Source organism: Bacillus sp. FSL R5-0397 (assembly GCF_038593395.1).
Classification (GTDB): Bacteria; Bacillota; Bacilli; order Bacillales; family Bacillaceae; genus Bacillus; species Bacillus altitudinis.
Map to the genome: position 1 here is coordinate 3,678,938 of NZ_CP151992.1, position 22,403 is coordinate 3,701,340.

A 22,403-nucleotide genomic window follows, 5' to 3' on the forward strand; every position below is an offset into this window, starting at 1 on the left:
ACATTCAGAGTGAATTATTTGTTTTTACTTTTTCTCTTAAATCAAAGCCTATGTCAGCAATCCCTATAATACGCACAATCACACCGATTGGCGGAAAGAGAATCGTCAATACGACGGCAAAAATGGGTACCACTTTTGAGATGTTTTTTTCGTGGCAATAATAGAAGATAAAAGAAAAGCCCTGAATAAGCACCAGTATAAATAAAATTTGAAAAGCACTCGTTTGCACGAGCGATAAAAAGCTGCCTTTCTCCGGCTGAATCAGCATCAAAAGCAGTGTGAGTAAATAATACCATACCATGCTTTTTGGCAGCCGCATATCCTTAAATTTCTTAAGAGCTGGCATGTCTGGAACAAACCGTTTAATCAACGGTCGCACAAACCAATGATTGACGAAAGACATGAGCGTGACAAAAATCAAAAGCGCTACAGGTAAAGAATTTAATGCCGTATCCTGCATCTCTCTAAACTGCTTGAGTTGTTTTGCTATCTCCTGATCAGAAGCGCCAGATTGTTTTAAGGTACTCTCTACCATCGGCATGATTTGGTCAATTGATTCCTTTGCGACACCCAGTATATCTACTTGAAACAGCTGGACACTGACAACAAAGTAAATGAGAAAACTGAATAAGTAGATCAGCGCACCCGTAATAATAGCCTGACCTGGCTGCCTCCTGCTGTAGAAAACACCCATACCTACTCCAACAGCAATCAGCATTGGCGCACTTAACAGCCCATTAATAGACCCAATTAAAAAGCTGATCACTATGCCAATAGCGCCAGCCGCAATTCCTTTTTTCAAGCCATGCCTGATTGTATAGAGAATGATCGGAATCGGAGCAGCCATGAAGAAAATAATGGCTAAAAGTGGCACATACAAATAAAACAGCGTCATGACCGCAAAAATACTGATCATGATAGCGCCTTCTACTAACGCTTTTGTTTGTTTCACACCTTCACCTCAATCCAATCATTTTTCTATATCTTGCTCAATGTGTACTTCTATGTATACGTACGATGTACGCTCCGTCATATCTTGACCCAACCTTTATTTTACCATAGCCGTAAATCGCAAGTAAAATGCAGGCTATTCCAAGAGCGTTTCACGTGGAACAACTTAGATCGTCTTATACATGCAACTTTTCAGACAGCATGTTACAATTTTTTAGATTATTCTTAGCTATAAACCCTGAATTCAAGGTCAAAAGCTGTTAGAATAGAAACATCATCAATAAAAGTAAGAAGGAGAATTCACATGGGAAAAACACTCGTATTCGGACACAAAAACCCTGACACAGACACGATTTGCTCTGCTATCGCTTATGCTGATCTGAAAAACAAAATTGGCGTTCAAGCAGAAGCTGTCAGACTTGGAGAAATCAATGGAGAAACACAATACGCATTAGATTTCTTTAAACAAGAAGCACCTCGTTTCATTGAAACGGCTGCAAACGAAACAAAACAAGTCATTCTTGTCGATCATAACGAATTCCAACAAAGTGTAAGCGATATTGATCAAGTACAAGTGACAGAGGTCATTGACCATCACCGTATTGCCAACTTTGAAACAAGTGAACCTCTTTACTATCGTGCTGAGCCAGTTGGCTGCACAGCAACGATCTTAAACAAAATGTACAAAGAGCACCAAGTCACAATTGAAAAAGAAATCGCTGGTTTGCTTTTGTCTGCGATCATTTCTGATTCCTTGCTATTCAAATCCCCAACATGCACACAGCAGGATGTTGATGCTGCGCATGAGCTGGCAAAAATCGCAGGAGTAGACCCTGAAGTATATGGTTTAGATATGCTGAAAGCAGGAGCTGACCTAAGCCAAAAAACAGTTCAAGAATTAATCACACTGGATGCAAAAGAATTTGCACTAGGTAACAGCAAAGTCGAAATTGCACAAGTTAATACAGTTGATATCGCTGAAGTAACAGCAAGACAAGCTGACATCGAAGCAAAAATCAATGAAGTCATCGCAGCGAAAGGTCTTGATCTATTTGTTTTAGTGATCACAGACATTCTAGAAAATGACTCTCTTGCGCTTGCACTTGGTGCTGAAGCAGCAAAAGTAGAAAAAGCATTCAATGTCACACTTGAAAACAACACTGCTTTACTAAAAGGTGTTGTATCAAGAAAGAAACAAGTCGTGCCTGCACTAACAGACGCACTTTCTTCATAAACATAAAAAGACTGCTGACATCTTCAGCAGTCTTTTTTCTTCTTTTAATGAATGTACATATCGCTGACGAGAATATCCTTTAGCACGCTTGTTGGAATCGTGAATTCAACTACACCCATGTAACCAGGCGCCACATCATATTCGTTGAAGGAAATCACCAGTTTGCCTTTTGAATTGATATAGAAGCTTTGATCTGGCTGAATCTTCTTAAACGGATCAACCGTATCTTGCTTCGTCATCCAGTAAATCTTATTTGAATCCTCTTTCATCTGTTTTTTCATTTGTTCTTTAATATTTTCACTAATCACATCAATATAACGGTCATCTTTAAATAGACTTGGTAATGTAATGAGTACATGGTGTTTCTTATCCACCGTATCATATGTCATTTCCTCTGCCGCAGAAGCCTGAGTCGTCACCTTGTATCGACCTAGTGAAAGAATTTGATCATTGTTTGTTCTTACTTCATATCCGCTCTCTACACTCAAATGACCATTTTTATAACCCTTTGTTTCCTTTTCAAAATCTTGATACAGCTTTTTGTTTTCAGCTAAATATTTTTGATTCAGGCTGTCTTGTAATTTTCCGTCCCCAAGCCCTGAAACATGTGGTGTTTTGAGATCAATATTTGTTCCCTGATCGCTCTTTTTAAATTCTGTGAACGTCACGACTTTCACAAGCTCTCCAATGACGGGTACTTCTGAAATCGCTCTTGCTGCCTGCGGACTGACATTTACAGTGGTGACAAATAAAGCAGCCGCAGCAACAAGTCCGATCGTCCATTTCTGAAAATGAGGTTGCTTGTTTTTTCGTTTTAATGTCCGTTCAACCATAGCATCGTATTCCGGGGGAATAGGGATTTCTAGATATTCCTCTTTTAACTGTTCCAAATGCTTATCCATTTATATTTCCTCCTGCGATAATTCTACTTTTAAAAGCCGCAACGCCTTATATAATCTTGTTTTAATGGTGTTTTCATTTTCTCCAAGAATATGAGCAATGTCCTCTAGCTTTAAATCCTCAAAGAATCTTAATATAATGATGACCCGATACATCTCCGGCAAATCTTCTATTGCCCGCCTGACATCTTGATCCTCATAGACATCCGATTCACCCTGTGATAAAAATTCCAGCGTATCATCGTCTGTCACTTGCACACGCTTCTTCTTTCGTAAAAAGTCGAGGGCAGCGTTTACGACGATTTTATAAAACCAGCTATGCATCTTGGTCGCATCCTCTAATCGGTGAACAGATTTGAGTGCTTTATGAATCGCCTCTTGAACGACATCCATCGCATCTTCTGGGTTTTTGACATAGCTATAGGACAATCGATAAAAACTGTGTTTATGCTCCATTACGTAATCCGCAAATTGATCATCAATCTTTCGTTTCTTCATTTTACAAAGAGCTCCTTTATCTTAAATGCGCATCTGTTATTTCTTACATTGGATAGACGCGCACCTGTTAAAAATAGTTTGCGCTCCATTATTTTTTTAACATGTCATCCCATTTACGTTTCTATACAAAAAGAGCGAACCTGACGGGTTCACTCTTTTAAAGCCGTTATTTTTTGATAAACAAATGGTTTAAGTGGTGAAAGCGGATGAATGATGGACACTCCTGTTTCCTGCTCTACCTGCTTTGCAGCGTGAACCATCGAGAGCTGCATCACACATATATCTCCATGCTGCTTCACAGATCGCCTTAACTGTTCCATAATTCGCTCATGGTAGGCTTGTATATCACCGTTCAAGCAAAGATGAAAGACATCCTCTAGCACAACCACTTCTGCCTTCAACTGCTTTCCCCGCTCTTTTACATATGAAGACAGTCGCTTCATCGTTCCTTCTACTGTATCTGGGTTTGAAAACACTAGCTGAAGCGGACCCTCTCGCTCACAAATCTGCTCAAATAACGGCTCATCTATCGGAACAATTGGTTGTTTGAACAGGTGCTGCTGCTCCCCCAAAGCCGCAATGTATTGTGTACACGTTAATAAAACAAGATCAGCCTCTTCTTCTTGCATGAGTCTGTTGATAGCATAGGTTTGCTGCTGCTCAAGATCAAATGCGGGATCTTGTTTGGCTCGTTCCATAAATGATGAATCGACGATGTGATGCAGATCAAATCCTGTGTCATAGAAAGCGTCGTCAATGTAAGAAATATTAGATGGATGTGCGTGAAGGCAGTGTAATCGAATCATTAGGTCCGCTCCTCATAAAAGTTTTCACTCATTATATCAATCCTTGTATGAAATAGGGAGCAACATGACCATATTGTTAGGGAGATATTGAAGGAGGGATTCTACCTTGAAAGAAGATCAACAGCCTACATCATCTTCAGAGTCAGAAGAAACCTTGACGAATCGCCAAGGTCACCCGGTAACAGATAATCAAAACATGAGAACCGTTGGGAATAGAGGACCGACTACGCTTGAAAACTACGATTTCCTAGAGAAAATCAGTCATTTTGATCGTGAACGCATCCCTGAACGTGTCGTTCACGCACGAGGTGCTGGCGCACACGGATACTTTGAAGCCTACGGTACATTCGGTGACGAACCCATTTCCACTTATACTAGAGCCAAATTATTTCAAGAGAAAGGAAAAAAGACCCCTGTCTTCGTTCGATTCTCTTCTGTTATTCACGGCGGACATTCACCAGAAACTTTACGCGATCCGCGGGGATTTGCAATCAAATTTTATACAGAAGACGGCAACTGGGATCTCGTTGGGAACAACCTCAAAATTTTCTTTATTCGAGATGCTTTGAAATTCCCTGATTTGGTTCATGCCTTTAAGCCTGACCCTGTCACCAATCGTCAGGATGGTGAGCGCATTTTTGATTTCGTTTCACAATCACCTGAAGCAACACATATGGTGACATTTCTCTTCTCGCCATGGGGCATTCCTGCCACATACCGGCACATGCAAGGCTCTGGCGTCCATGCCTATAAATGGGTGAATCATGAAGGAAAAGCAGTACTGGTCAAATATCACTTTGAACCAAAGCAAGGAATTCGCAACCTGACACAAGAACAAGCCCAAGCCATTCAAGGGGAAAACTTTAATCATGCCACACAGGATTTATATGAAGCCATTGAACAAGGGGATCATCCTGAATGGGAAGTATACGCGCAAATCATGGAAGATGACACCCACCCCCATCTAGACTTTGATCCACTCGATCCGACAAAGCTCTGGTACAAGGATGACTATCCATGGAAACCGATCGGACGAATGGTGCTAAACAAAAATCCAGAAAATTATTTTGCAGAAGTGGAACAGGTTGCCTTTGGGACGGGGGTTCTTGTAGACGGATTAGATTTCTCAGATGATAAATTGCTGCAAGGGCGTACCTTCTCTTACTCTGATACGCAGCGATATCGAGTCGGGCCAAATTATTTACAGCTGCCGATCAATGCACCGAAAAAGCATGTTGCCACCAATCAGCGAGATGGGCAAATGGAATATCATGTGGATCAAGGAAAAGGACAAAACCCACATGTGAATTATGAACCGTCCATTCTCGGAGGATTAAAAGAAGCGCAGCAAGATGGAAAGGATCATACGCCTTTTGTAGAGGGTGAAGTCAAGCGAGAAGCCATTGACCGCCCGAACAATTTCGGACAAGCCGGAGAAACCTATCGCCGCTTCAATGATTGGGAACGTGAGGAACTGATTAAAAACTTAGTCAACACCTTAGCTACCTGTCAAAAAGACATCCAAGACCAAATGATCGAAAACTTCACAAAAGCTGATCCTGACTACGGAAAACGTGTGGCCGATGGCTTAAAAGCCTTCAAACAAGAGGAGCCAAGCGGTCCCATTGGCTCAACAGGCGCGGCACAGGCTGTCAACGATGCGATCAACAACAGCACACCTTCGGATCCTTATTAATGAAAAAAGAATGCAGCGGAGTGGCTGCATTCTTTTTGTATACATCTATTAAGCGTTTTGACCTTTTTTGATCCATTCTGCTACATTCACTGTACGTTTCGCCTGATGTTTTGCGGCTGCTTCTGCATCCTCTTGGATCTTTCCATTTTGGTCAACAGTCACACTCACACCGTAAGGGTTACCCCCTGCGCCGTATAGGGAATCATCCGTGTATCCAGGAGCGGCAATAATGGCTCCCCAGTGGAACATCGTTGTATAAAGGCTCAGAACTGTCTGCTCCTGTCCGCCATTTGGGTTTTGTGCAGATGTCATCGCACTCACTGCTTTGTTTGCTAGTTTCCCTTGGAACCATAAACCGCCTGTTGTGTCTAAGAATTGCTTCATTTGAGCCGGTAAGTTACCGAAACGTGTCGGCATGCTGAAAATAATGGCATCTGCCCACTCTAAGTCACTTAACTGAACCTCAGGGACATCTTTTGTTTCATCTAAATGTGCTTTCCATGCTGGATTTGATGCAACAACGGCTTCTGGTGCCAATTCAGGAACCTTTAAAATTTTGACTTCAGCACCAGCTTCTTTCGCTCCAGCCTCAGCCCATTTTGCCATCTGATAGTTTGTACCTGTTGAACTATAATAAATAATCGCTAGTTTTACGTTTTCCACTTGTTCCATCTCCTTTTGTTTGGTTTGCCCAAATAGCTTCTGTAAAAATCCCACCTGTATTCCCCACCTTATTTAAATTGACGACGATACCACAATGCCGCAGCATCGACTTCTTCTCTCGTTAGTTGATGTCCACGATTTTCCCAATGAAGCGTTACGGATGCTCCCGCCTCCTGAAGCAGTTGCTCCAGTTCCTGAGATTCCTCAGGACGACACATTGGGTCATTTTCACCAGCTGCTATAAAGACTTGTTTCCCCGCTAATGAAGGTAATGAAACCCCTCGTCTTGGGACCATTGGATGATGCAGGATCGCTCCTTTCATCGCATCTCCGTAATGGAATAACAGACTTCCAGCAATGTTCGCCCCGTTTGAATAGCCGATGGCTACCACATTGTGACGATCAAATCCATACTTATCTGCTGCTTCCCCGATAAATGTATATAATTCATCTGTACGCTCAATTAAATCTTGCTCATCAAAAACACCCTCTGCCAAACGCCTGAAAAAACGCGGCATACCGTTTTCTGATACATTTCCTCTCACACTAAGAACAGATGCTTCAGGGTCTACCACTTCTGCAAGCGGCAATAAGTCTTGCTCTGTCCCGCCAGTTCCATGCAGCATGAGGAGGACAGGCTTTTGTTCATTCTTTCCTTTTTGAAAAAGATGCTTCATCATGAATCTCCTTTCCCTTTGATTTCTCTTACCTCAATCGGTAGCACGATTTGTTCAATTTGACTACGCTGCGCCTCATATTGCGGTGGCAGTTTCAACGCTTCACCCATCGTTTCCACAGATTCATCGTGTGCAAACCCTGGAGGATCGGTCGCAATCTCAAATAATATGCCGCCAAGCTCTCTAAAATAAATCGCATTGAAATAATTTCGATCTTGCACAGGTGTCACTTGATATCCACTTTGCGCAATATGGCTTTGCCAATCTAATTGATCCTGATCATCTGTTGCTCTCCACGCAATATGATGTACAACACCAACGCCCATACGTCCTCGTGCAACAGGTGTCTTGTTCACATCAATGACATTGCCGATTTCTCCAAACGAACGGAATCTCACATAATCTCCTTCTGTGCCGACTTTTTCAAGTCCCATCGTTTGCTCTAGCAGCTGCATCGTTTGCTCAGGCTGTGAAGTTAATAAAACAGCTCCGCCAAACCCTTTAATCGCTACTTCTGGTGTCACCCCATTAAATGTCCAGTCATTCTGTTTTCCTTCTTCACGCTCTACAAGTTCTATCAATAAACCGTGCGGATCTTCAAATGAGAGAAAGGCCTCACCAAAGCGTTCAATCATTTCATAAGAAACGTCAAACTGCTCAAGGCGTTCCTTCCAAAAAGAGAAGGCACCGGTCGGTACGACATATGTTGTCACACCTACTTGACCTGCTCCAATTTGTCCCTTTTGTGCACCTGGCCAAGGGAAAAACGTAATAATGGTACCTGGAGAACCTCCTTCATTTCCAAAATATAAATGGTATGTGCCTGGATCATCAAAATTGACGGTCTTTTTCACGAGACGCAGACCTAAAACACCTGCATAAAAATCAACGTTCTCCTGAGGATGACCAACAATTGCTGTGATATGGTGAATTCCTTCTGTTTTCTTCACTTCTAATGACCTCCTCTTCATGACGTAACATGTCTCTACTCATTATGTCTTGACTGACGCTTTTATATTATCTCGAATTCGAGATATATGACCAAAAAATATATTTATCTCGAATTAAGGATATTCTTTTTTGAAATAGATGTCAATGATTTTTGTTTTTTTCTTTTCAAAAGCAGGCCGCTTTATATATAGCAGACCTGCTTCCCCTTGATTATTGAAGCAATTTTTTCTTTTTTAAATAGACTTCGGCTACTTGAAATGCATCTTTCCCCTTCACATTGACTTCGTAATTCATTTCTCTCATCTCATCATCTGTAATTTGACCAGCGAGCTTGTTGAGAGAGGCCTCAATCTCAGGATACTCTTTTAATGTCTCCTGTCTTAGCAAGGGCGCTCCTTGATAGGGCGGGAAAACATGCTTGTCATCATCCAGCACCTTCAACTTGTATTGTCTCAATTCACTGTCTGTCGAATACGCATCGACCAACTGAATATTCCCTTTTTGAAGGGCTCGATATCGAAGTTTCGGTTCCATCGTGACCACATCGTCAAAAGAAAACTGATAAGCTTTTTGAATGCCTAAATATCCATCCTGACGATCAGAAAACTCTAAAGTAAAGCCAGCACGTATACGATTCTTGATTTGACCCAGATCTGAAATTTTTGATAAATCATATTGATCCGCTAGTGATTGAGGCACGGCTAAAGCATATGTATTGTTATAAGCCATCGGCTGAAGAAGCTGAAGCTGAAAGGATGACGCCAAACCTTGGCGCGCTTGCTCATACACTTTTTCCTTATCCGTGCTTTTCGCTGTTTCTTTCAGAAATTCAGAAATCGCTGTCCCTGTAAATTCAGGATAGATGTCAATATCACCAGACCGCAGTGCTTGAAAAACAAAGGACGTCTTACCAAGACCAGGCTTAAGATTGACTTGGATATCTGTATCCTGCTCAATTAAAAGCTTATACATAGAGATCAAAATTTCAGGCTCTGACCCCAGCTTCCCTCCAATGGTGATCTCTTTCTTTTCTTGTTGAAACAGCAATGGGGCAGCGACAACTGCTCCTGCTATTACAGCAAAGACCGTCACAGAGATCACGGTTTTTTTAAAGGAGATTTTCTCAAGTGTCCGCAAGACCACATCAAATAAGAGCGCAAGTAATGCAGCTGGAATAGCACCAATGATGATCAAAGACATATCATTTCGATCAATTCCAAGCAGAATCAGACTCCCTAATCCACCTGCCCCAATAAGAGCTGCAAGAGTGGCTGTCCCTACAATGAGGACCATCCCTGTTCGGATACCTGCCATGATCACCGGCATAGCAAGAGGGAGTTCTACTTTTAATAAGCGTTTGCGGTGATTCATTCCCATAGCGAGCGCCGCTTCCCGCAGCGACGGATCGACCTCACGAATGCCTGTATATGTGTTCCTTAAAATAGGAAGAAGAGCATAGACGACAAGAGCGATAATTGCGGGCACTTGACCAATCCCAACGAGAGGAATCAGCAGTCCAAGCAGCGCCAAAGACGGAATTGTCTGCAAGACAGCCGTCACCCCAATGATCCACTCTGCTATCTTAGGGACTCTCGTTAAATAAATCCCTAATGGAATGGCAATCAAAATCGCTAGAAATAACGCAATGAAGGAAATTTGAATATGCTCAAGTAAGGCGTGTCCGAGCTGATCTTTTCGAGCCCATAGCACACTGGTCCATTCATTCATGTGTCTCGCCCCTCTCAGCAGAAGTACCGGCTAAATACTGAATCACCGCTTGACGAGTGATGAGTCCAATCCGTTCCCCATCCTTCTCAACAACAAGCTCTTCATGCTCTGCCAGTCGAGATAGAACCTCTTCCAGCGTCGCATGGATGGAGACCGCCTCATCGCCTAACAGATCATCTTGAGGCATGGGCTGAGAAATAGTTGTCAGCTCAAATGCTTGATGGTCTACATGACGGGCAGCTCCTGAAACAAACTCCCGCACAAATGGATTCACTGGATGCTGAATCAATTCCTCTGGGCGTCCAACCTGCACCACTTTTCCTTCATTCATCACACATATCCGATCCCCAAGCTTCATGGCTTCCTGCATATCATGTGTCACAAAAACGATGGTCTTTTGAATACGGCGCTGTAACTCAAGCAGATCATCTTGTAATTTCTCTCTCGTCAGTGGATCTAACGCACTAAAAGGTTCATCCATTAGGACAATCTCAGGATCAGCAGCAAGTGCCCGTGCTACGCCGACTCGCTGCTGCTGTCCTCCTGAAAGCTCTGCTGGCTTTCGATGTCGATAGGTAGCAGGCTCAAGCCCCACCATGAACATCAACTCATCAACACGCTGATTCGTCTCAGCCCGCTTCCATTGTTTCAGCTCTGGCACTACAGCAATATTCTCTTCTATGGTCATATGAGGGAACAACGCTATTTGCTGAAGCACATAACCAATATCCCAGCGCAGCTCATAAATATCATAATCGCTGATGGTTCGACCCTTTATGTAAATCTCACCTTCTGTAGAAGAGATGAGACGATTGATCATTTTCAAAGTCGTCGTTTTCCCGCTTCCACTAGGTCCAATCAATACAAAAAATTCACCTTTCTGAATCTCCAAATCAACAGATTGAACGGCATAGCGGTCATCAGAAAATTGCATCGATACATTCTTAAATTCAATCATCTTCCCACGCCCTGACTGCAAGTATATTTTAAAATACCAATATGACAGATTAACCTAGTATTTGTATAGAACAAACTGTCACGTTGACTCTCTTTTTACATACTTCCCCTAGTTAGACTGCCAGAAACGACTTTCTCATAAAAGTGAGACAAATAAAAAAAGCGAAGAGCTCAAGGCCCTTCGCTTTTAAGTCAACGACTTACTCACCAGTAACGTATGGAAGTAATGCCATTTGACGTGATTTTTTAATCGCTAATGTCAATTTACGTTGATACTTAGCGCTAGTTCCTGTTACACGACGAGGTAAAATTTTACCACGCTCAGAAACAAACTTTCTAAGAAGATCAACATCTTTGTAATCGATGTGCGTGATTCCGTTAGAAGTAAAGAAACATACTTTACGACGTTTCGCACGACCGCCTCTGCGTCCACCTGCCATTTGTTTTCACACCTTTCCTTTGGTCATTTTTTTCAGATCAATTAGAATGGCAAATCATCATCGGAGATGTCAATCGGTTTACCATCATTCGCAAATGGGTCATCATTGAAGCTATTTCCCTGATTACGATTTTGGTTGTTTTGATTGCCATATGGATTTTGACTTGGTTCATTTCCAAATGGATTCTGATCATTTTGGCTGCCGCCATAATACTGGCCTCCGCTATTGCCACCGCCGCTGTATCCACCTGAACCAGCACCGCCGCTTTTAGGCTCAAGAAATTGAACACTTTCAGCTTGAACTTCTGTCACGAAGACACGCTGTCCTTGCTGGTTTTCATAGTTTCTTGTCTGCAAGCGACCGTCTACACCGGCAAGACTTCCTTTTTTCAAGAAATTAGCCACGTTCTCGGCTTGTCTTCTCCAAGTAACACAGTTAATGAAATCGGCTTCACGCTCTCCAGATTGATTCGTAAACGTACGATTCACAGCTAGAGTAAACGTGGCTACAGCCGCACCATTAGGCGTGTAGCGAAGCTCAGGGTCTTTTGTTAGTCTTCCGACCAATACAACACGGTTTAGCATATTGAAAGACCACCTTTAAATATATATTTCAATGATTTATTCTTCTTCTTTAACAACAATGTGGCGAATGATATCGTCACTGATCTTAGCTAAGCGGTCAAATTCTTGAACTGCTGCAGCGTCAGATTGAACGTTTACGATTTGGTAGAAGCCTTCACGGAAATCGTTGATTTCGTATGCAAGACGACGTTTACCCCAATCCTTTGTTCCAGTGATCTCCGCACCGTTAGAAGTTAACACGTTATTAAAACGGTCGATAACTGCTTTTTTAGCCTCATCGTCAACTGTTGGGCGGATGATGTACATAACTTCGTACTTTCTCATCTGATTGCACCTCCTTTTGGTCTAAGCGGCCCTATACGGGCAAGGAGCAATAAATTATATTACTCACAATTGTATATTATAACAAATTACTTGGCCTATGACAAGAACCTATACGTTAAAACGGAAATGAATGACGTCTCCATCTTTCACTATATATTCTTTACCTTCTAAACGAACTTTTCCTGCTTCTTTTGCAGCAGACATACTTCCGCCAGCTAGTAAATCTTCATAAGCAACCGTTTCAGCACGAATAAATCCACGCTCGAAGTCCGTATGAATGATTCCAGCACATTCCGGCGCCTTCATTCCTTTTTTAAATGTCCAAGCGCGCACTTCTTGCTCACCTGCTGTGAAATACGTAGCTAAACCTAGAAGTGAATAAGACGCTTTAATCAGCTGATCTAGACCTGATTCTTTAATGCCAAGCTCTTCAAGGAACATTTGCTTCTCTTCTCCTTCAAGCTCTGCAATTTCAGACTCAATCTTCGCACAAACGACGATGACTTCAGCGTTTTCGCCAGATGCAAACTCACGAATTTGCTGTACATATTCGTTTCCGTCCTGATCTGCTACTTCGTCCTCACTCACATTTGCTACATACAGAATAGGTTTTGACGTGAGTAAATGAAGTTGCTTCACAAGCTTCTGCTGCTCATCTGTAAATTCAACCGATCTTGCAGATTTTCCAGCTTCAAATGCGTCCTTCAGCTTTTCCAAAATATCAAATTCAGCTACCGCTTCCTTATCTTTTTGTTTCGCAAGCTTACTCACACGAGTTAAACGCTTTTCAACCGTTTCTAGATCAGCCAAAATCAATTCTAAATTAATCGTTTCAATATCTGACACTGGGTCAACCTTACCTGACACATGTGTAATGTTATCATCAGCAAAAGCTCTCACCACGTGACAGATCGCATCTACTTGACGAATGTGAGAAAGGAATTTATTCCCTAAACCTTCTCCTTTAGATGCACCTTTCACAATACCAGCAATATCAGTGAATTCGAAAGCAGTCGGAACTGTCTTTTTTGGCTGCACTAATTCTGTTAGTTTTTGCAAACGCTCGTCTGGAACTTCTACAATTCCGACGTTTGGATCAATGGTACAGAACGGATAGTTAGCAGACTCCGCTCCAGCCTGTGTAATTGCATTAAATAGCGTTGACTTCCCGACGTTAGGTAAGCCAACAATACCAGCTGTTAAAGCCATTCTTTCATCTCCTCTATATGAAACGTGCTCGTTATACTGCGTAATATGAACCTAGAGCAATTATAAGTAGGTTTACATGAAAAGACAAGCTAACCATCATGCATTTTCAATAGAAGAAACATTACCAAAAAGACTAAATCGGAGCTTTAAAATAAGAAATTGCATCTGTTTCTCTGAACAAAAGACAAATTTCATCAAAAAAGCATGAGGCCTACTTAAGCAGTTGGCTCCTCATGCTTGACGAGAATTTTCTTCATTTTTCGTTCAAAATCTCTTCTTGGAATCATCACGCTGTGCCCGCACCCTTCGCATTTAATACGAATATCCATGCCCAAACGAATGACTTTCCACCGATTGGCACCACATGGATGGGGTTTTTTCATTTCAACAACATCATGTAACCCAAACGCTTTGTCTGCCATCAGCATTCACCTCTCTTGCTCACTTCATTAAATCTATTGTACAAAAAAACGCCGATGGAGAGCAATGCACAAAATAAAGAGCCGCTGTCATGTATCAATCCCGTTCTTTTTTATAGAAAAAACCCTTCTTTTAGATCATTTTATTTGTGACCAATAGTTACTTAAACTCCGCTTTTTTTCAATATTGTCACAAACACTGTAGGTCAAAAGGTTTTTATTGGTAGAACGCTGTGGTTTTTCCATATTTTTTGATTTATGATATCTGCATAAATGTTATGTGAGGGAGCAGGTACGATGGTCAATCGAAAGGATAGATTAACCGACAAAGATTATAAAATCATATCCGATCACGCTGGAAACGCAGAGAATTACCAGCAGAACCATACGATAGAAGTAGGTCAGCATACGCTCACTGTCAACGATTTTCTAAAAATAGATCATCAATTATATGGTTTAACGATGCAGCAGGAACAGTCAGACGAGTTCATTGTCGCGTTTCACTGTCCTCTGCCAAAACAAATGACGGTGACATCAACACAAGATGTTCAAACGGCTACCCAATCATTGTTAAAAACGGATTATGCCTACCCCATTGAAAGAAAATCCTTAGCCGGAAAACAAGATCATGTCTTTTTTAAAGGGAAGGAATACATCGAGGACGTCTGTCAGAAGCACCCGAATGCAACCATCTATCTCACTGGACAAGCGCTTGCCGGTGCTGTTTGTGCTTATATTGCAACAGAACAGCCAGCTGTCAAAAAAGCCATCACATTCGATAGCCCAAATATATGGAGCAGCCTGGCACCTTCCATTCAGCAAAAAGCAGTAGAAGGAAAATACACCCATGTTCTCACAGAATATATTCAACCCAATCATTATGTAGGTTTACTCAATCGCCATGATCATGGAGTTGGACAAGTCAAGTACACCGTACCGCCCCGGGAGCAGGGATCGGTCCAAGAATCCATAAAATATAAACCAAGAGAAATTGACACCTTTTTAAGATCAGCTTTTGCATCGATGAATATAGAATGGAACGAATCATTTGATACAAATGCATTTTTAGCTCTCGTTTCAGGAGAGTTTAAAGTAAATGGGTATTCATTCCATTCGAATGGAACCGCTCGTATTTTAGATGAACAGCTTGATCACAATACAAGTTTTACAGCGATGCTTTTACAAGAAATCCATTCAGGCCGTGCATATGCACAAAGCGGGCTTGAAATTATCATAAAATCCCATTTACTAAAAAATTCATCTTATGATCTACAAAGTATTATTGAACATGAAGTACACACTGTATTTGAGAAAATAGATGGAATTGATGATAGTGTAAAAGATGCCGTCCATCATGTAAAACAAGAACTGAAAGGACTTGTCGGCTTTGGTCACTATGATTTATTAACCCATAGCGATGTAGAAGCACTGTTAGAGGAAGTAAGGATGGAGCAGCCGCAATCATCCTTTTATTCTCATGAAAAACAACTGAATGCCTTGTACACCTTGAGAGACTACGAACAAGAACTTTCCACCCTTTCAAGACATATGTACACAATGGGTGATGACTATGCCAAGGCAGATAGACGCCTTGCGATGCAAATGGGTATTCGTTAAGAAAGGAGTCGCCATATGATCAATCAAAATAAACCTCCTAGTGACGCCCAGCGTTTCTTGCAAAATGTGAGTGCCCGCCGCTCCATGTCTGTATTCGAAAGTCAATCTGCACCACAAACACAATCGCAATCACCTGAAGAAATTGCCGCTATTCAGGCCATGCGCAGAGAAGGACAACGAAAAGATTTAAAGCGATTGCTGAAAATGCGGCTTCACGATGAATTGGCAAACACACGCATGCACTTGGAGTACCAATTGTCCAAAACAGAAGACATGATGAACCAGACAACCATTGTCAAACAGCATGTATCCCAGCATTTAAAGGGACAAGCCATCTCAGAAATAGAGGAACGCATGCAGCGTCTCCAGCACATGCCTGTATATGACGATATCAAGGAAGCGATTGATTCCATTCGGATAAAATAAGCACTTCTCTTTGAAAGAGAGGTGTTTATTTTATTTTATCAGTATAATTTTTAGAACGAAAAAATATCTTTTTACTTAAAATCGGATACAGCATTAAACAGACAAGCAAATAAAGATTGAGCAAGCTGTAAATCGGATACAAGAAAGCAATCAAATCAGCAAATCCAAGAGAGGTTAAAGGAGCCATCAAAAGAAGCATGATGAATACAATGAACCAGCGGGGCATTCGTACAAAAGAGAGCATGCGGCTGGATAAACCAAATAATCCCGCAGCGGTTGTTGTATAAATCGCTAAACAAAGAACAATGGTCATAAACACAAACAATGATGTTGGTGCCCCCTCTAATACTGTAAACAAAGGAATCCCCTCTGCTGAAAGACTCCCAGAAATATCAACTAGTATTTCGTTATACACATAAGAAATGACACCAAAAATCAAACCGCTTAATATACTTGCAACCTTGGCCTCTCCAAGCCCCTTCATTTCTTTCCCCACTGAAGACAGCACCGCCACAACAGATAATATATTCAAAGAAGCAAAGACGATACTGGCAGGCCAATTGTATTGCTGGCCAAAATCAATTCTCCACATATGATCATGATTCATATAATAAAAAACAAACGCATAGATGAGCCCCGCCACCAAAATTGGTATAATGAAGGCACTCACAGATAAGAGCCCTTTCACATCCCAGAAAAAAATCATAAATGAGAATAAACAAAATGCACCGATTCCAACCCAAAATGGCACATGATACATCTCAAGTGTCACCCCGCCACCGGCAATCATGACTGTTGTTGTCGTGAATAGATAAAGAACAATTAAAATATCATACACCTTGGCCAGCCAAGGACCTACAAGACGCTCTAACACCGGCACAAAATGATCGGCACGCACCTCATAACTGATTTTTAACACCACATAGGTAGACAGCATAAACATGAGCGTAAACAGTAGAATGGCTAGTCCGCTATCAAGGCCAAAAAACTGCCAAATTTCTTGACCGGAGGCATATCCCGCTCCTATCAAGCTTCCTAAAATTAAAAGCGTCCACCTTGAACCAGCCTTCCACACAATCATCACCTCATAGGTATAGAATTAAGCTTGTTTCCGTATACTGATACTAACTACTATGACAAGGAAGTGAGACCTATGAATAGCAAGAATGGTCTTTTTTTAAGAAATAGGGTGAAAGAATACGTGTCCCATACGGATACAAATGCCATTCAGCAGCTTAAAAGTATTTTATTCTCGCATCTTCAGAAAGCAGGAAAAAGACCCGTTGCCATCGTCTGCATAGGAACAGACCGCTCAACCGGTGACTCTCTAGGTCCACTTGTAGGAACAAAGCTTTCAAGTCTTGATTTAAAAAAGTTGCATGTATACGGCACTCTCTCTGACCCAGTGCATGCGGTCAATTTAAAGGAAAAGCTCGCTGAAATTGAACAAGCTCATAAACACCCATTTATCGTAGCCGTTGATGCCTGTTTAGGTAGAGTGAAAAGTGTAGGATCGTTTCAAATTGGAGAAGGACCGTTAAAGCCCGGTGCAGGTGTGCAAAAAGAGCTTCCAGAAGTAGGCAATATTCATATTAATGGAATCGTCAACGTGAGCGGTTTTATGGAATACTTCGTTCTCCAAAACACACGTCTTCATCTTGTGATGTCTATGGCCAATACACTTTCTGAAAGTCTATCCCACATTGATCAAATGGATTGGACGAGAGAAAAAAGCCGTTCTCTCTTTACCCCTATTCAAAATATCACGGGAAGAATATAAAAAAGACCATCTCATATCAAGATGGTCATTCCGATGATTCTCTCGTAGAAAGCAATTCAAGGATTCTTTCTAAATCTTCATTTGAGAGAAATTCAATCTCAATTTTCCCTTTTTTCTTCTGTTTCTTGATCGTCACTGAAGTACCAAAGTAATTTTGTAAGAAAGATTCTCTTTCTTTCAACATGCGATCCTTTGGTGCTTCTTTTTTCTTTGTTTCACGTGGAACATTTTCGTTTAACTGCTGAACAAGTTTCTCAACCTGACGTACGTTTAACCCCTCATCCACGATTTTCTTTACCAAAGGCGCTAGCTTCTTTTTGTTCTTTAAGCTAAGCAATGTCCGGCCATGTCCCATTGATAACGTTCCATTTGCAATCAACTTTTGTACGTCATCCGGTAAAGTCAACAGACGGAGATGGTTCGCAATATGCGGTCTGCTTTTTCCTAACCGCTTGGCTAATTCCTCTTGAGTCACACTTAAGTGATCTAGTAAGGAGGCATAGGCTTCTGCTTCCTCTAATGGAGATAAATCCTCGCGCTGTAAGTTTTCTAAAAGAGCGATCTCCCTCATCAGTGTTTCTGAAAATTCCCTGACGATCGCAGGAATCGTTGTCAAACCAGCTTGTTGTGCTGCACGGAAACGGCGTTCTCCTGCGACAATGTCATATCCTTTAATCGATTTACGAACAATAATCGGCTGTAAAACACCATGCTGCTGAATCGATTCTTTGAGATCAGACAATGCATCATCATCAAACGTTTTCCTTGGCTGATAAGGGTTCGGACGCAAATCCTTCAACTTAATTTCTTCGACAGTTTCTTCATTGGAATCCACATTGTTAAATAGCGCATTAATACCCTTTCCAAGACCTTTAGCCATTCGCATCCACTTCCTTTGCTAAGTCTAAATAGACATCTGCACCTCTTGAACGTGGATCATACAAGATAATAGGTTTCCCATGACTAGGCGCTTCACTTAGTCTCACATTTCTCGGAATCACGGTCTGATAGACTTTATCTCTAAAGTATTTTTTTACTTCTTCGATGACTTGAATTCCAAGGTTTGTTCTTGCATCAAGCATTGTCAGTAAGACACCTTCAATGGCAAGGTCGGTATTTAGATGTTTCTGCACAAGACGAACCGTATTCAACAATTGACTCAATCCTTCAAGCGCATAATATTCACACTGAACCGGTATTAAAACAGAATCGGATGCAGTTAACGCATTAATCGTCAGTAATCCAAGTGATGGCGGGCAGTCAATAATCATATAATCATAATTTTGCTTCACAGATTCAAGTGCTCTCTTCAGCCTCACTTCACGTGAGATTGTAGGCACAAGCTCTATTTCAGCCCCTGCAAGCTGTATCGTCGCAGGAATGACATCAAGATTTTCGACCTCTGTCGTCTTAATCACATCAAGTACATCTGCATCGTCTACTAAAATATCGTACACGCACTTCTCTACGTCTGCCTTCTCAATCCCAATACCACTCGTGGCATTTCCCTGCGGATCAATATCAACTAACAACACTCGTTTTCCTATGTATGCTAAACACGCACCCAAATTAACAGAAGTTGTCGTCTTCCCAACGCCGCCCTTCTGGTTGGTAATCGCTATGATTTTCCCCACGATGTCACCCACTTTCAACTTAACAAGTTTCTCATTCATTCATACTTCCTATTCTATCAAAAAAAGTATGAAACGTTTGCTTTTTTTGTTCCCCCATTATAAATTCGTGAATGAATCTGTGTTTCCGTACATGAATAGTTGCATAAAAATGCGTTCTAAAGATATATTGATATATCTTTTCAAAGAAAATAACGAGACAAAAAAACCCCACTTTTCATGAAAAGTGAGGGAGATACAATCAAAAGTTTAATCCGCCAATTTTACGACCTTCGCTCACAATGACTTTAGGTGTCACTGTTTTATAGTTCTTCTTTTTCAAAAACCCATAGGGTGCTTTAATGGTAAATGTGGCATGTCCAACAGCGTCCCCGGTTTTCGCGTAAGCCTGCCATACAATCTTTGAACAATAAGTAGGGTCCAAGGATTGAATAGACATAGTGATCGAATATCGAGCCTTCGGATGGTCTTTCACGTAATCGTGCGCCCAATCCCCAGCTAAATCTGCCTTTTCCTGATGATTAATCCGAATCACCTTTGTATTGGCACTATAGCGAAACCAGCTTTGAATGGAATCAATATTTGGATGCTGCCGGAACCCAGGAATGGATGCATAGCTTTTCTCATTAATGACGATGCCTGCATGACCAATTAAACCATTTAAAGCTCCAGTGCTCGTCACCAATATATCCCCTTTTTGAGGCATAATATCGGTTCCAGGATACGGTTTACCAAAAAGATGGCGAATGGTATTCGGACTTTCATCTGTTACCATTTCATCCTGTTTGTTTTGCCTTAAACCATAGTTCTCCAAATCATCATCAGCTGTGATCACATCGATCGCATCGTCCTGAGACGCTTGCTCTTGATTTAATTGTTGAACCGTTACATCTGTCGAAACCACACCTTGTTTCTTCAGAGTACTCAGTTCTTCTTTCGTAATCGTTTCTTCCGCTGAATGGGTCTCATGATTCGTTGACGTGCTCACAGCAAACACAGTCGTTTCATTTGAAAAAAGAGAAAAAGAGATTAGTAAATAACAGATAATAGCAAAAATAGTCTTTTTCATTTTCATCGGTTATATGTCACCTCCCTTCTACTATGAAAATCATATTTTACCAATTAATTAATAATAAGTAAATATCATGAATTAAAGGGAGAGAAAGACAAAAAAAGCTGACGAGTAATGCTCATCAGCTTCTTTCTATTTAGGAATTCGAATCGTTAATTGGATATATTCCTCAAATTCTTCTTCCTCGGTATTTATTTTAAGTCCGCTGTCTTCTACCATGTGGAGAGACTGACGAATGGTATTCATCGCAATTCGCGTATCTCGGCTAAACGCCTTACGTTTCGGCTTCGGTTTGCGATCTGTTTTTTGTTCAAGCATCTTCACTACACGCTCTTCAGTCTGTTTCACATTCAGCTGCTTTTCGATGATTTCCTGCAACAGCGTGATCTGTAATTCTGGCAGCTTTAGAGGTACAAGTGAACGGGCATGCCTCTCAGAGATTTTTTTCTCCAAAATGGCTTGCTGTACCTCTTTAGGCAACTTTAAAAGTCTTAGTTTGTTTGCAACAGTCGATTGTCCCTTACCTAAACGCTGAGCAAGCGCTTCTTGCGTTAAATCATGAAGCTCTAAAAGACGTGCATAAGCATGAGCCTCTTCAATTGCAGACAGCTCTTCTCTTTGCAAATTTTCAATCAATGCCACAGATGCCGTTTCCGTATCAGTAAAATCTTTTATAATAGCGGGGATCTTCTCCCATTGAAGAGTTTGTACCGCTCTCCAACGTCTTTCGCCGGCGATCAGTTCATATTTTCCTTCTTCTTCTGTTGGTCTAACAACAATCGGTTGAATAATGCCATGGGTATGAATGGTTGTGGCCAGCTCTTGTATCTTTTCTTCTGAAAAAATGGTGCGTGGCTGAAAACGGTTAGGCATAATTGTGTCGACCGGGAGCTCCTGTATCTCTTCCTTTAATGTTTCATGCTCAGCAATCTCTGCCTCTATTTCGGTATCACGCTCAGGATGTTCTTTGTCACCAAGCCCGAAGAAGCGTGAGAGTGAATGCTTCATGAACCTACACCACCTTTAAAAACTACCTTTTTATAATTCTATTTTCTCATGTTTTTTCCTTCTGTAAAATCATAAATATTGAAGAAAAACCGACCTTTTACATGATCAACCCTCTATTGGTGATTTATTAGGTGTTCCTGGTTTTCTAGGATATTTTTTTGGTGTTTGTTTTTTCTTTTCAATGACAATGATGTTCCGTTCGCTTTCTTCTAAAGGAAGAACAAAGGAATGCTTTTCAACAACCTCTCCTCCGAGGACAGTGACGGCTTTTTTTCCTGCTTGCATCTCTTCATCTGCAGCAGATGCTTTTAATGCAACAAACAAACCTTCCTTTTTCACAAGAGGCAGGCATAGTTCGCTCAAGACAGATAAGCGCGCAACTGCTCTAGCGGTGACAAGGTCATAGCTTTCACGTTGATCTTTACGTTGTCCAAAGGTCTCCGCACGATCATGATAAAAAGTAGTATCTTGTAAGTTTAACCCTTTTGCTAACTCATTGAGAAACGTAATGCGTTTCTGGAGAGAATCAACAATGGTCACATGTAGATGAGGGAAACAAATTTTAAGAGGAATGCTTGGAAAACCAGCACCAGCTCCAATATCACAAATTGTTGTCACATTGTGAAAATCAATAAAAAATGCTGCTGATATCGAGTCATAAAAATGCTTTAAATATACTTCTTCCTTTTCTGTAATGGACGTTAAATTCATCTTCTCGTTCCATTCTACAAGCATATGGAAGTAAGTTTCAAATTGTTCAAGCTGCACTGGAGAAAGAGTGATCCCTTTCTCCTCTAGTGCTGCTGTAAATTGTTCAATGTTCATGCCGACAT

Annotated in this window: 25 protein-coding genes; 5 read left to right on the plus strand and 20 right to left on the minus strand. The window is 41.3% G+C overall.

What is annotated here, in order from left to right; genetic code table 11:
- Window positions 1-4: 4 nt before the first annotated feature.
- Window positions 5-952, minus strand: coding sequence for a YybS family protein (locus tag NSQ70_RS18810; RefSeq protein ID WP_017359883.1), 948 nt, complete (start codon window positions 950-952; stop codon window positions 5-7).
- A 303-nt stretch (window positions 953-1,255) separates the two neighbouring features.
- Between NSQ70_RS18810 and NSQ70_RS18815 the strand changes: the two genes are divergently transcribed.
- Window positions 1,256-2,185: a manganese-dependent inorganic pyrophosphatase gene (locus NSQ70_RS18815; protein ID WP_008347534.1), complete on the plus strand. Its 930-nt coding sequence runs from the start codon at window positions 1,256-1,258 to the stop codon at window positions 2,183-2,185.
- Between the two features lie 44 nt (window positions 2,186-2,229).
- On the opposite strand, the gene NSQ70_RS18820 is transcribed toward NSQ70_RS18815, so the two are convergent.
- The 3 genes from NSQ70_RS18820 to NSQ70_RS18830 all read right to left on the minus strand — a co-directional run bounded on the left by NSQ70_RS18820 (window position 2,230) and on the right by NSQ70_RS18830 (window position 4,388).
- The gene (locus NSQ70_RS18820; protein ID WP_178896598.1) at window positions 2,230-3,087 is read right to left on the minus strand and encodes a DUF3298 and DUF4163 domain-containing protein; all 858 of its coding nucleotides are present in this window, start codon (window positions 3,085-3,087) and stop codon (window positions 2,230-2,232) included.
- Window positions 3,088-3,582, minus strand: coding sequence for an RNA polymerase sigma factor (locus NSQ70_RS18825; protein ID WP_007497431.1), 495 nt, complete (start codon window positions 3,580-3,582; stop codon window positions 3,088-3,090).
- 149 nt (window positions 3,583-3,731) lie between these two features.
- On the minus strand, window positions 3,732-4,388 hold the full coding sequence (locus tag NSQ70_RS18830; protein ID WP_342502357.1) for a hypothetical protein: 657 nt from the start codon (window positions 4,386-4,388) through the stop codon (window positions 3,732-3,734).
- Between the two features lie 106 nt (window positions 4,389-4,494).
- Between NSQ70_RS18830 and katX the strand changes: the two genes are divergently transcribed.
- Window positions 4,495-6,084, plus strand: a complete 1,590-nt coding sequence (gene katX, locus NSQ70_RS18835) for a catalase KatX (RefSeq protein ID WP_008347541.1) — start codon at window positions 4,495-4,497, stop codon at window positions 6,082-6,084.
- 48 nt (window positions 6,085-6,132) lie between these two features.
- Here katX and wrbA read toward each other — a convergent pair whose 3' ends face one another.
- The 10 genes from wrbA to NSQ70_RS18885 all read right to left on the minus strand — a co-directional run bounded on the left by wrbA (window position 6,133) and on the right by NSQ70_RS18885 (window position 14,039).
- A complete protein-coding gene (wrbA, locus tag NSQ70_RS18840) occupies window positions 6,133-6,756 on the minus strand; it encodes an NAD(P)H:quinone oxidoreductase (protein WP_045034926.1) in 624 nt (207 codons plus the stop codon).
- A 59-nt stretch (window positions 6,757-6,815) separates the two neighbouring features.
- A complete protein-coding gene (locus NSQ70_RS18845; protein WP_326111329.1) occupies window positions 6,816-7,427 on the minus strand; it encodes an alpha/beta hydrolase in 612 nt (203 codons plus the stop codon).
- Complete coding sequence (locus tag NSQ70_RS18850) at window positions 7,424-8,395, minus strand: ring-cleaving dioxygenase (protein ID WP_172793269.1); 972 nt, start codon at window positions 8,393-8,395, stop codon at window positions 7,424-7,426. Before NSQ70_RS18850 ends, NSQ70_RS18845 begins: the two co-directional genes overlap by 4 nt.
- 190 nt (window positions 8,396-8,585) lie before the next feature.
- Window positions 8,586-10,103 (minus strand): ABC transporter permease/substrate-binding protein, encoded by a 1,518-nt coding sequence (locus NSQ70_RS18855; protein ID WP_342502358.1) that lies wholly within the window; start codon window positions 10,101-10,103, stop codon window positions 8,586-8,588.
- Entirely contained in the window at window positions 10,096-11,061 is a 966-nt protein-coding gene (locus NSQ70_RS18860; RefSeq protein WP_072368159.1) for an ABC transporter ATP-binding protein, read from the minus strand. The genes NSQ70_RS18855 and NSQ70_RS18860 overlap by 8 nt, the downstream gene beginning before the upstream one ends.
- Window positions 11,062-11,260: 199 nt before the next feature.
- Window positions 11,261-11,500, minus strand: coding sequence for a 30S ribosomal protein S18 (rpsR, locus tag NSQ70_RS18865; protein WP_008347556.1), 240 nt, complete (start codon window positions 11,498-11,500; stop codon window positions 11,261-11,263).
- 41 nt (window positions 11,501-11,541) lie between these two features.
- Window positions 11,542-12,084, minus strand: a complete 543-nt coding sequence (gene ssbA, locus NSQ70_RS18870) for a single-stranded DNA-binding protein SsbA (protein ID WP_007497456.1) — start codon at window positions 12,082-12,084, stop codon at window positions 11,542-11,544.
- A gap of 36 nt (window positions 12,085-12,120) precedes the next feature.
- Window positions 12,121-12,408: a 30S ribosomal protein S6 gene (rpsF, locus tag NSQ70_RS18875; RefSeq protein WP_008347557.1), complete on the minus strand. Its 288-nt coding sequence runs from the start codon at window positions 12,406-12,408 to the stop codon at window positions 12,121-12,123.
- 108 nt (window positions 12,409-12,516) lie between these two features.
- The gene (gene ychF, locus NSQ70_RS18880) at window positions 12,517-13,617 is read right to left on the minus strand and encodes a redox-regulated ATPase YchF (RefSeq protein WP_007497458.1); all 1,101 of its coding nucleotides are present in this window, start codon (window positions 13,615-13,617) and stop codon (window positions 12,517-12,519) included.
- Between the two features lie 215 nt (window positions 13,618-13,832).
- A complete protein-coding gene (locus NSQ70_RS18885) occupies window positions 13,833-14,039 on the minus strand; it encodes a DUF951 domain-containing protein (protein WP_008347561.1) in 207 nt (68 codons plus the stop codon).
- 294 nt (window positions 14,040-14,333) lie between these two features.
- Here NSQ70_RS18885 and NSQ70_RS18890 point away from each other — a divergent pair, with 294 nt between their 5' ends.
- The gene (locus tag NSQ70_RS18890) at window positions 14,334-15,653 is read left to right on the plus strand and encodes a phage hydrolase (RefSeq protein ID WP_039169028.1); all 1,320 of its coding nucleotides are present in this window, start codon (window positions 14,334-14,336) and stop codon (window positions 15,651-15,653) included.
- A 15-nt stretch (window positions 15,654-15,668) separates the two neighbouring features.
- A complete protein-coding gene (locus NSQ70_RS18895) occupies window positions 15,669-16,079 on the plus strand; it encodes a hypothetical protein (protein ID WP_007497462.1) in 411 nt (136 codons plus the stop codon).
- A 25-nt stretch (window positions 16,080-16,104) separates the two neighbouring features.
- Here NSQ70_RS18895 and NSQ70_RS18900 read toward each other — a convergent pair whose 3' ends face one another.
- Window positions 16,105-17,160, minus strand: a complete 1,056-nt coding sequence (locus NSQ70_RS18900) for a hypothetical protein (protein ID WP_256688895.1) — start codon at window positions 17,158-17,160, stop codon at window positions 16,105-16,107.
- Between the two features lie 72 nt (window positions 17,161-17,232).
- On the opposite strand from NSQ70_RS18900, the gene yyaC reads away from it, so the two are divergent.
- Window positions 17,233-17,859: a spore protease YyaC gene (gene yyaC / locus NSQ70_RS18905; RefSeq protein ID WP_025208343.1), complete on the plus strand. Its 627-nt coding sequence runs from the start codon at window positions 17,233-17,235 to the stop codon at window positions 17,857-17,859.
- 25 nt (window positions 17,860-17,884) lie between these two features.
- On the opposite strand, the gene NSQ70_RS18910 is transcribed toward yyaC, so the two are convergent.
- The 5 genes from NSQ70_RS18910 to rsmG form a co-directional block, all read right to left on the minus strand.
- Window positions 17,885-18,739, minus strand: coding sequence for a ParB/RepB/Spo0J family partition protein (locus NSQ70_RS18910; RefSeq protein ID WP_024718435.1), 855 nt, complete (start codon window positions 18,737-18,739; stop codon window positions 17,885-17,887).
- Entirely contained in the window at window positions 18,732-19,493 is a 762-nt protein-coding gene (gene soj, locus NSQ70_RS18915) for a sporulation initiation inhibitor protein Soj (RefSeq protein WP_008360890.1), read from the minus strand. The genes NSQ70_RS18910 and soj overlap by 8 nt, the downstream gene beginning before the upstream one ends.
- A gap of 238 nt (window positions 19,494-19,731) precedes the next feature.
- On the minus strand, window positions 19,732-20,565 hold the full coding sequence (locus NSQ70_RS18920; RefSeq protein ID WP_256688896.1) for a YiiX/YebB-like N1pC/P60 family cysteine hydrolase: 834 nt from the start codon (window positions 20,563-20,565) through the stop codon (window positions 19,732-19,734).
- 129 nt (window positions 20,566-20,694) lie between these two features.
- Window positions 20,695-21,570 (minus strand): nucleoid occlusion protein, encoded by an 876-nt coding sequence (gene noc / locus NSQ70_RS18925; protein ID WP_160758321.1) that lies wholly within the window; start codon window positions 21,568-21,570, stop codon window positions 20,695-20,697.
- A 105-nt stretch (window positions 21,571-21,675) separates the two neighbouring features.
- Window positions 21,676-22,395, minus strand: a complete 720-nt coding sequence (gene rsmG / locus NSQ70_RS18930; RefSeq protein WP_007497477.1) for a 16S rRNA (guanine(527)-N(7))-methyltransferase RsmG — start codon at window positions 22,393-22,395, stop codon at window positions 21,676-21,678.
- Between the last annotated feature and the right edge of the window lie 8 nt (window positions 22,396-22,403).

Coding starts and splice junctions, on each gene's coding strand:
- NSQ70_RS18845 (WP_326111329.1), bottom strand. CDS start 7,427: ATGATGAAGCATCTTTTTCAAAAAGGAAAGAATGAACAAAAGCCTGTC.
- NSQ70_RS18900 (WP_256688895.1), bottom strand. CDS start 17,160: ATGATTGTGTGGAAGGCTGGTTCAAGGTGGACGCTTTTAATTTTAGGA.
- yyaC (WP_025208343.1), top strand. CDS start 17,233: ATGAATAGCAAGAATGGTCTTTTTTTAAGAAATAGGGTGAAAGAATAC.
- NSQ70_RS18890 (WP_039169028.1), top strand. CDS start 14,334: ATGGTCAATCGAAAGGATAGATTAACCGACAAAGATTATAAAATCATA.
- NSQ70_RS18850 (WP_172793269.1), bottom strand. CDS start 8,395: ATGAAGAGGAGGTCATTAGAAGTGAAGAAAACAGAAGGAATTCACCAT.
- ychF (WP_007497458.1), bottom strand. CDS start 13,617: ATGGCTTTAACAGCTGGTATTGTTGGCTTACCTAACGTCGGGAAGTCA.
- wrbA (WP_045034926.1), bottom strand. CDS start 6,756: ATGGAACAAGTGGAAAACGTAAAACTAGCGATTATTTATTATAGTTCA.
- rpsF (WP_008347557.1), bottom strand. CDS start 12,408: ATGAGAAAGTACGAAGTTATGTACATCATCCGCCCAACAGTTGACGAT.
- NSQ70_RS18885 (WP_008347561.1), bottom strand. CDS start 14,039: ATGGCAGACAAAGCGTTTGGGTTACATGATGTTGTTGAAATGAAAAAA.
- rsmG (WP_007497477.1), bottom strand. CDS start 22,395: ATGAACATTGAACAATTTACAGCAGCACTAGAGGAGAAAGGGATCACT.
- NSQ70_RS18895 (WP_007497462.1), top strand. CDS start 15,669: ATGATCAATCAAAATAAACCTCCTAGTGACGCCCAGCGTTTCTTGCAA.
- NSQ70_RS18830 (WP_342502357.1), bottom strand. CDS start 4,388: ATGATTCGATTACACTGCCTTCACGCACATCCATCTAATATTTCTTAC.
- NSQ70_RS18910 (WP_024718435.1), bottom strand. CDS start 18,739: ATGGCTAAAGGTCTTGGAAAGGGTATTAATGCGCTATTTAACAATGTG.
- rpsR (WP_008347556.1), bottom strand. CDS start 11,500: ATGGCAGGTGGACGCAGAGGCGGTCGTGCGAAACGTCGTAAAGTATGT.
- NSQ70_RS18920 (WP_256688896.1), bottom strand. CDS start 20,565: ATGAAAATGAAAAAGACTATTTTTGCTATTATCTGTTATTTACTAATC.
- NSQ70_RS18825 (WP_007497431.1), bottom strand. CDS start 3,582: ATGAAGAAACGAAAGATTGATGATCAATTTGCGGATTACGTAATGGAG.
- noc (WP_160758321.1), bottom strand. CDS start 21,570: ATGAAGCATTCACTCTCACGCTTCTTCGGGCTTGGTGACAAAGAACAT.
- NSQ70_RS18855 (WP_342502358.1), bottom strand. CDS start 10,103: ATGAATGAATGGACCAGTGTGCTATGGGCTCGAAAAGATCAGCTCGGA.
- NSQ70_RS18820 (WP_178896598.1), bottom strand. CDS start 3,087: ATGGATAAGCATTTGGAACAGTTAAAAGAGGAATATCTAGAAATCCCT.
- NSQ70_RS18815 (WP_008347534.1), top strand. CDS start 1,256: ATGGGAAAAACACTCGTATTCGGACACAAAAACCCTGACACAGACACG.
- ssbA (WP_007497456.1), bottom strand. CDS start 12,084: ATGCTAAACCGTGTTGTATTGGTCGGAAGACTAACAAAAGACCCTGAG.
- NSQ70_RS18860 (WP_072368159.1), bottom strand. CDS start 11,061: ATGATTGAATTTAAGAATGTATCGATGCAATTTTCTGATGACCGCTAT.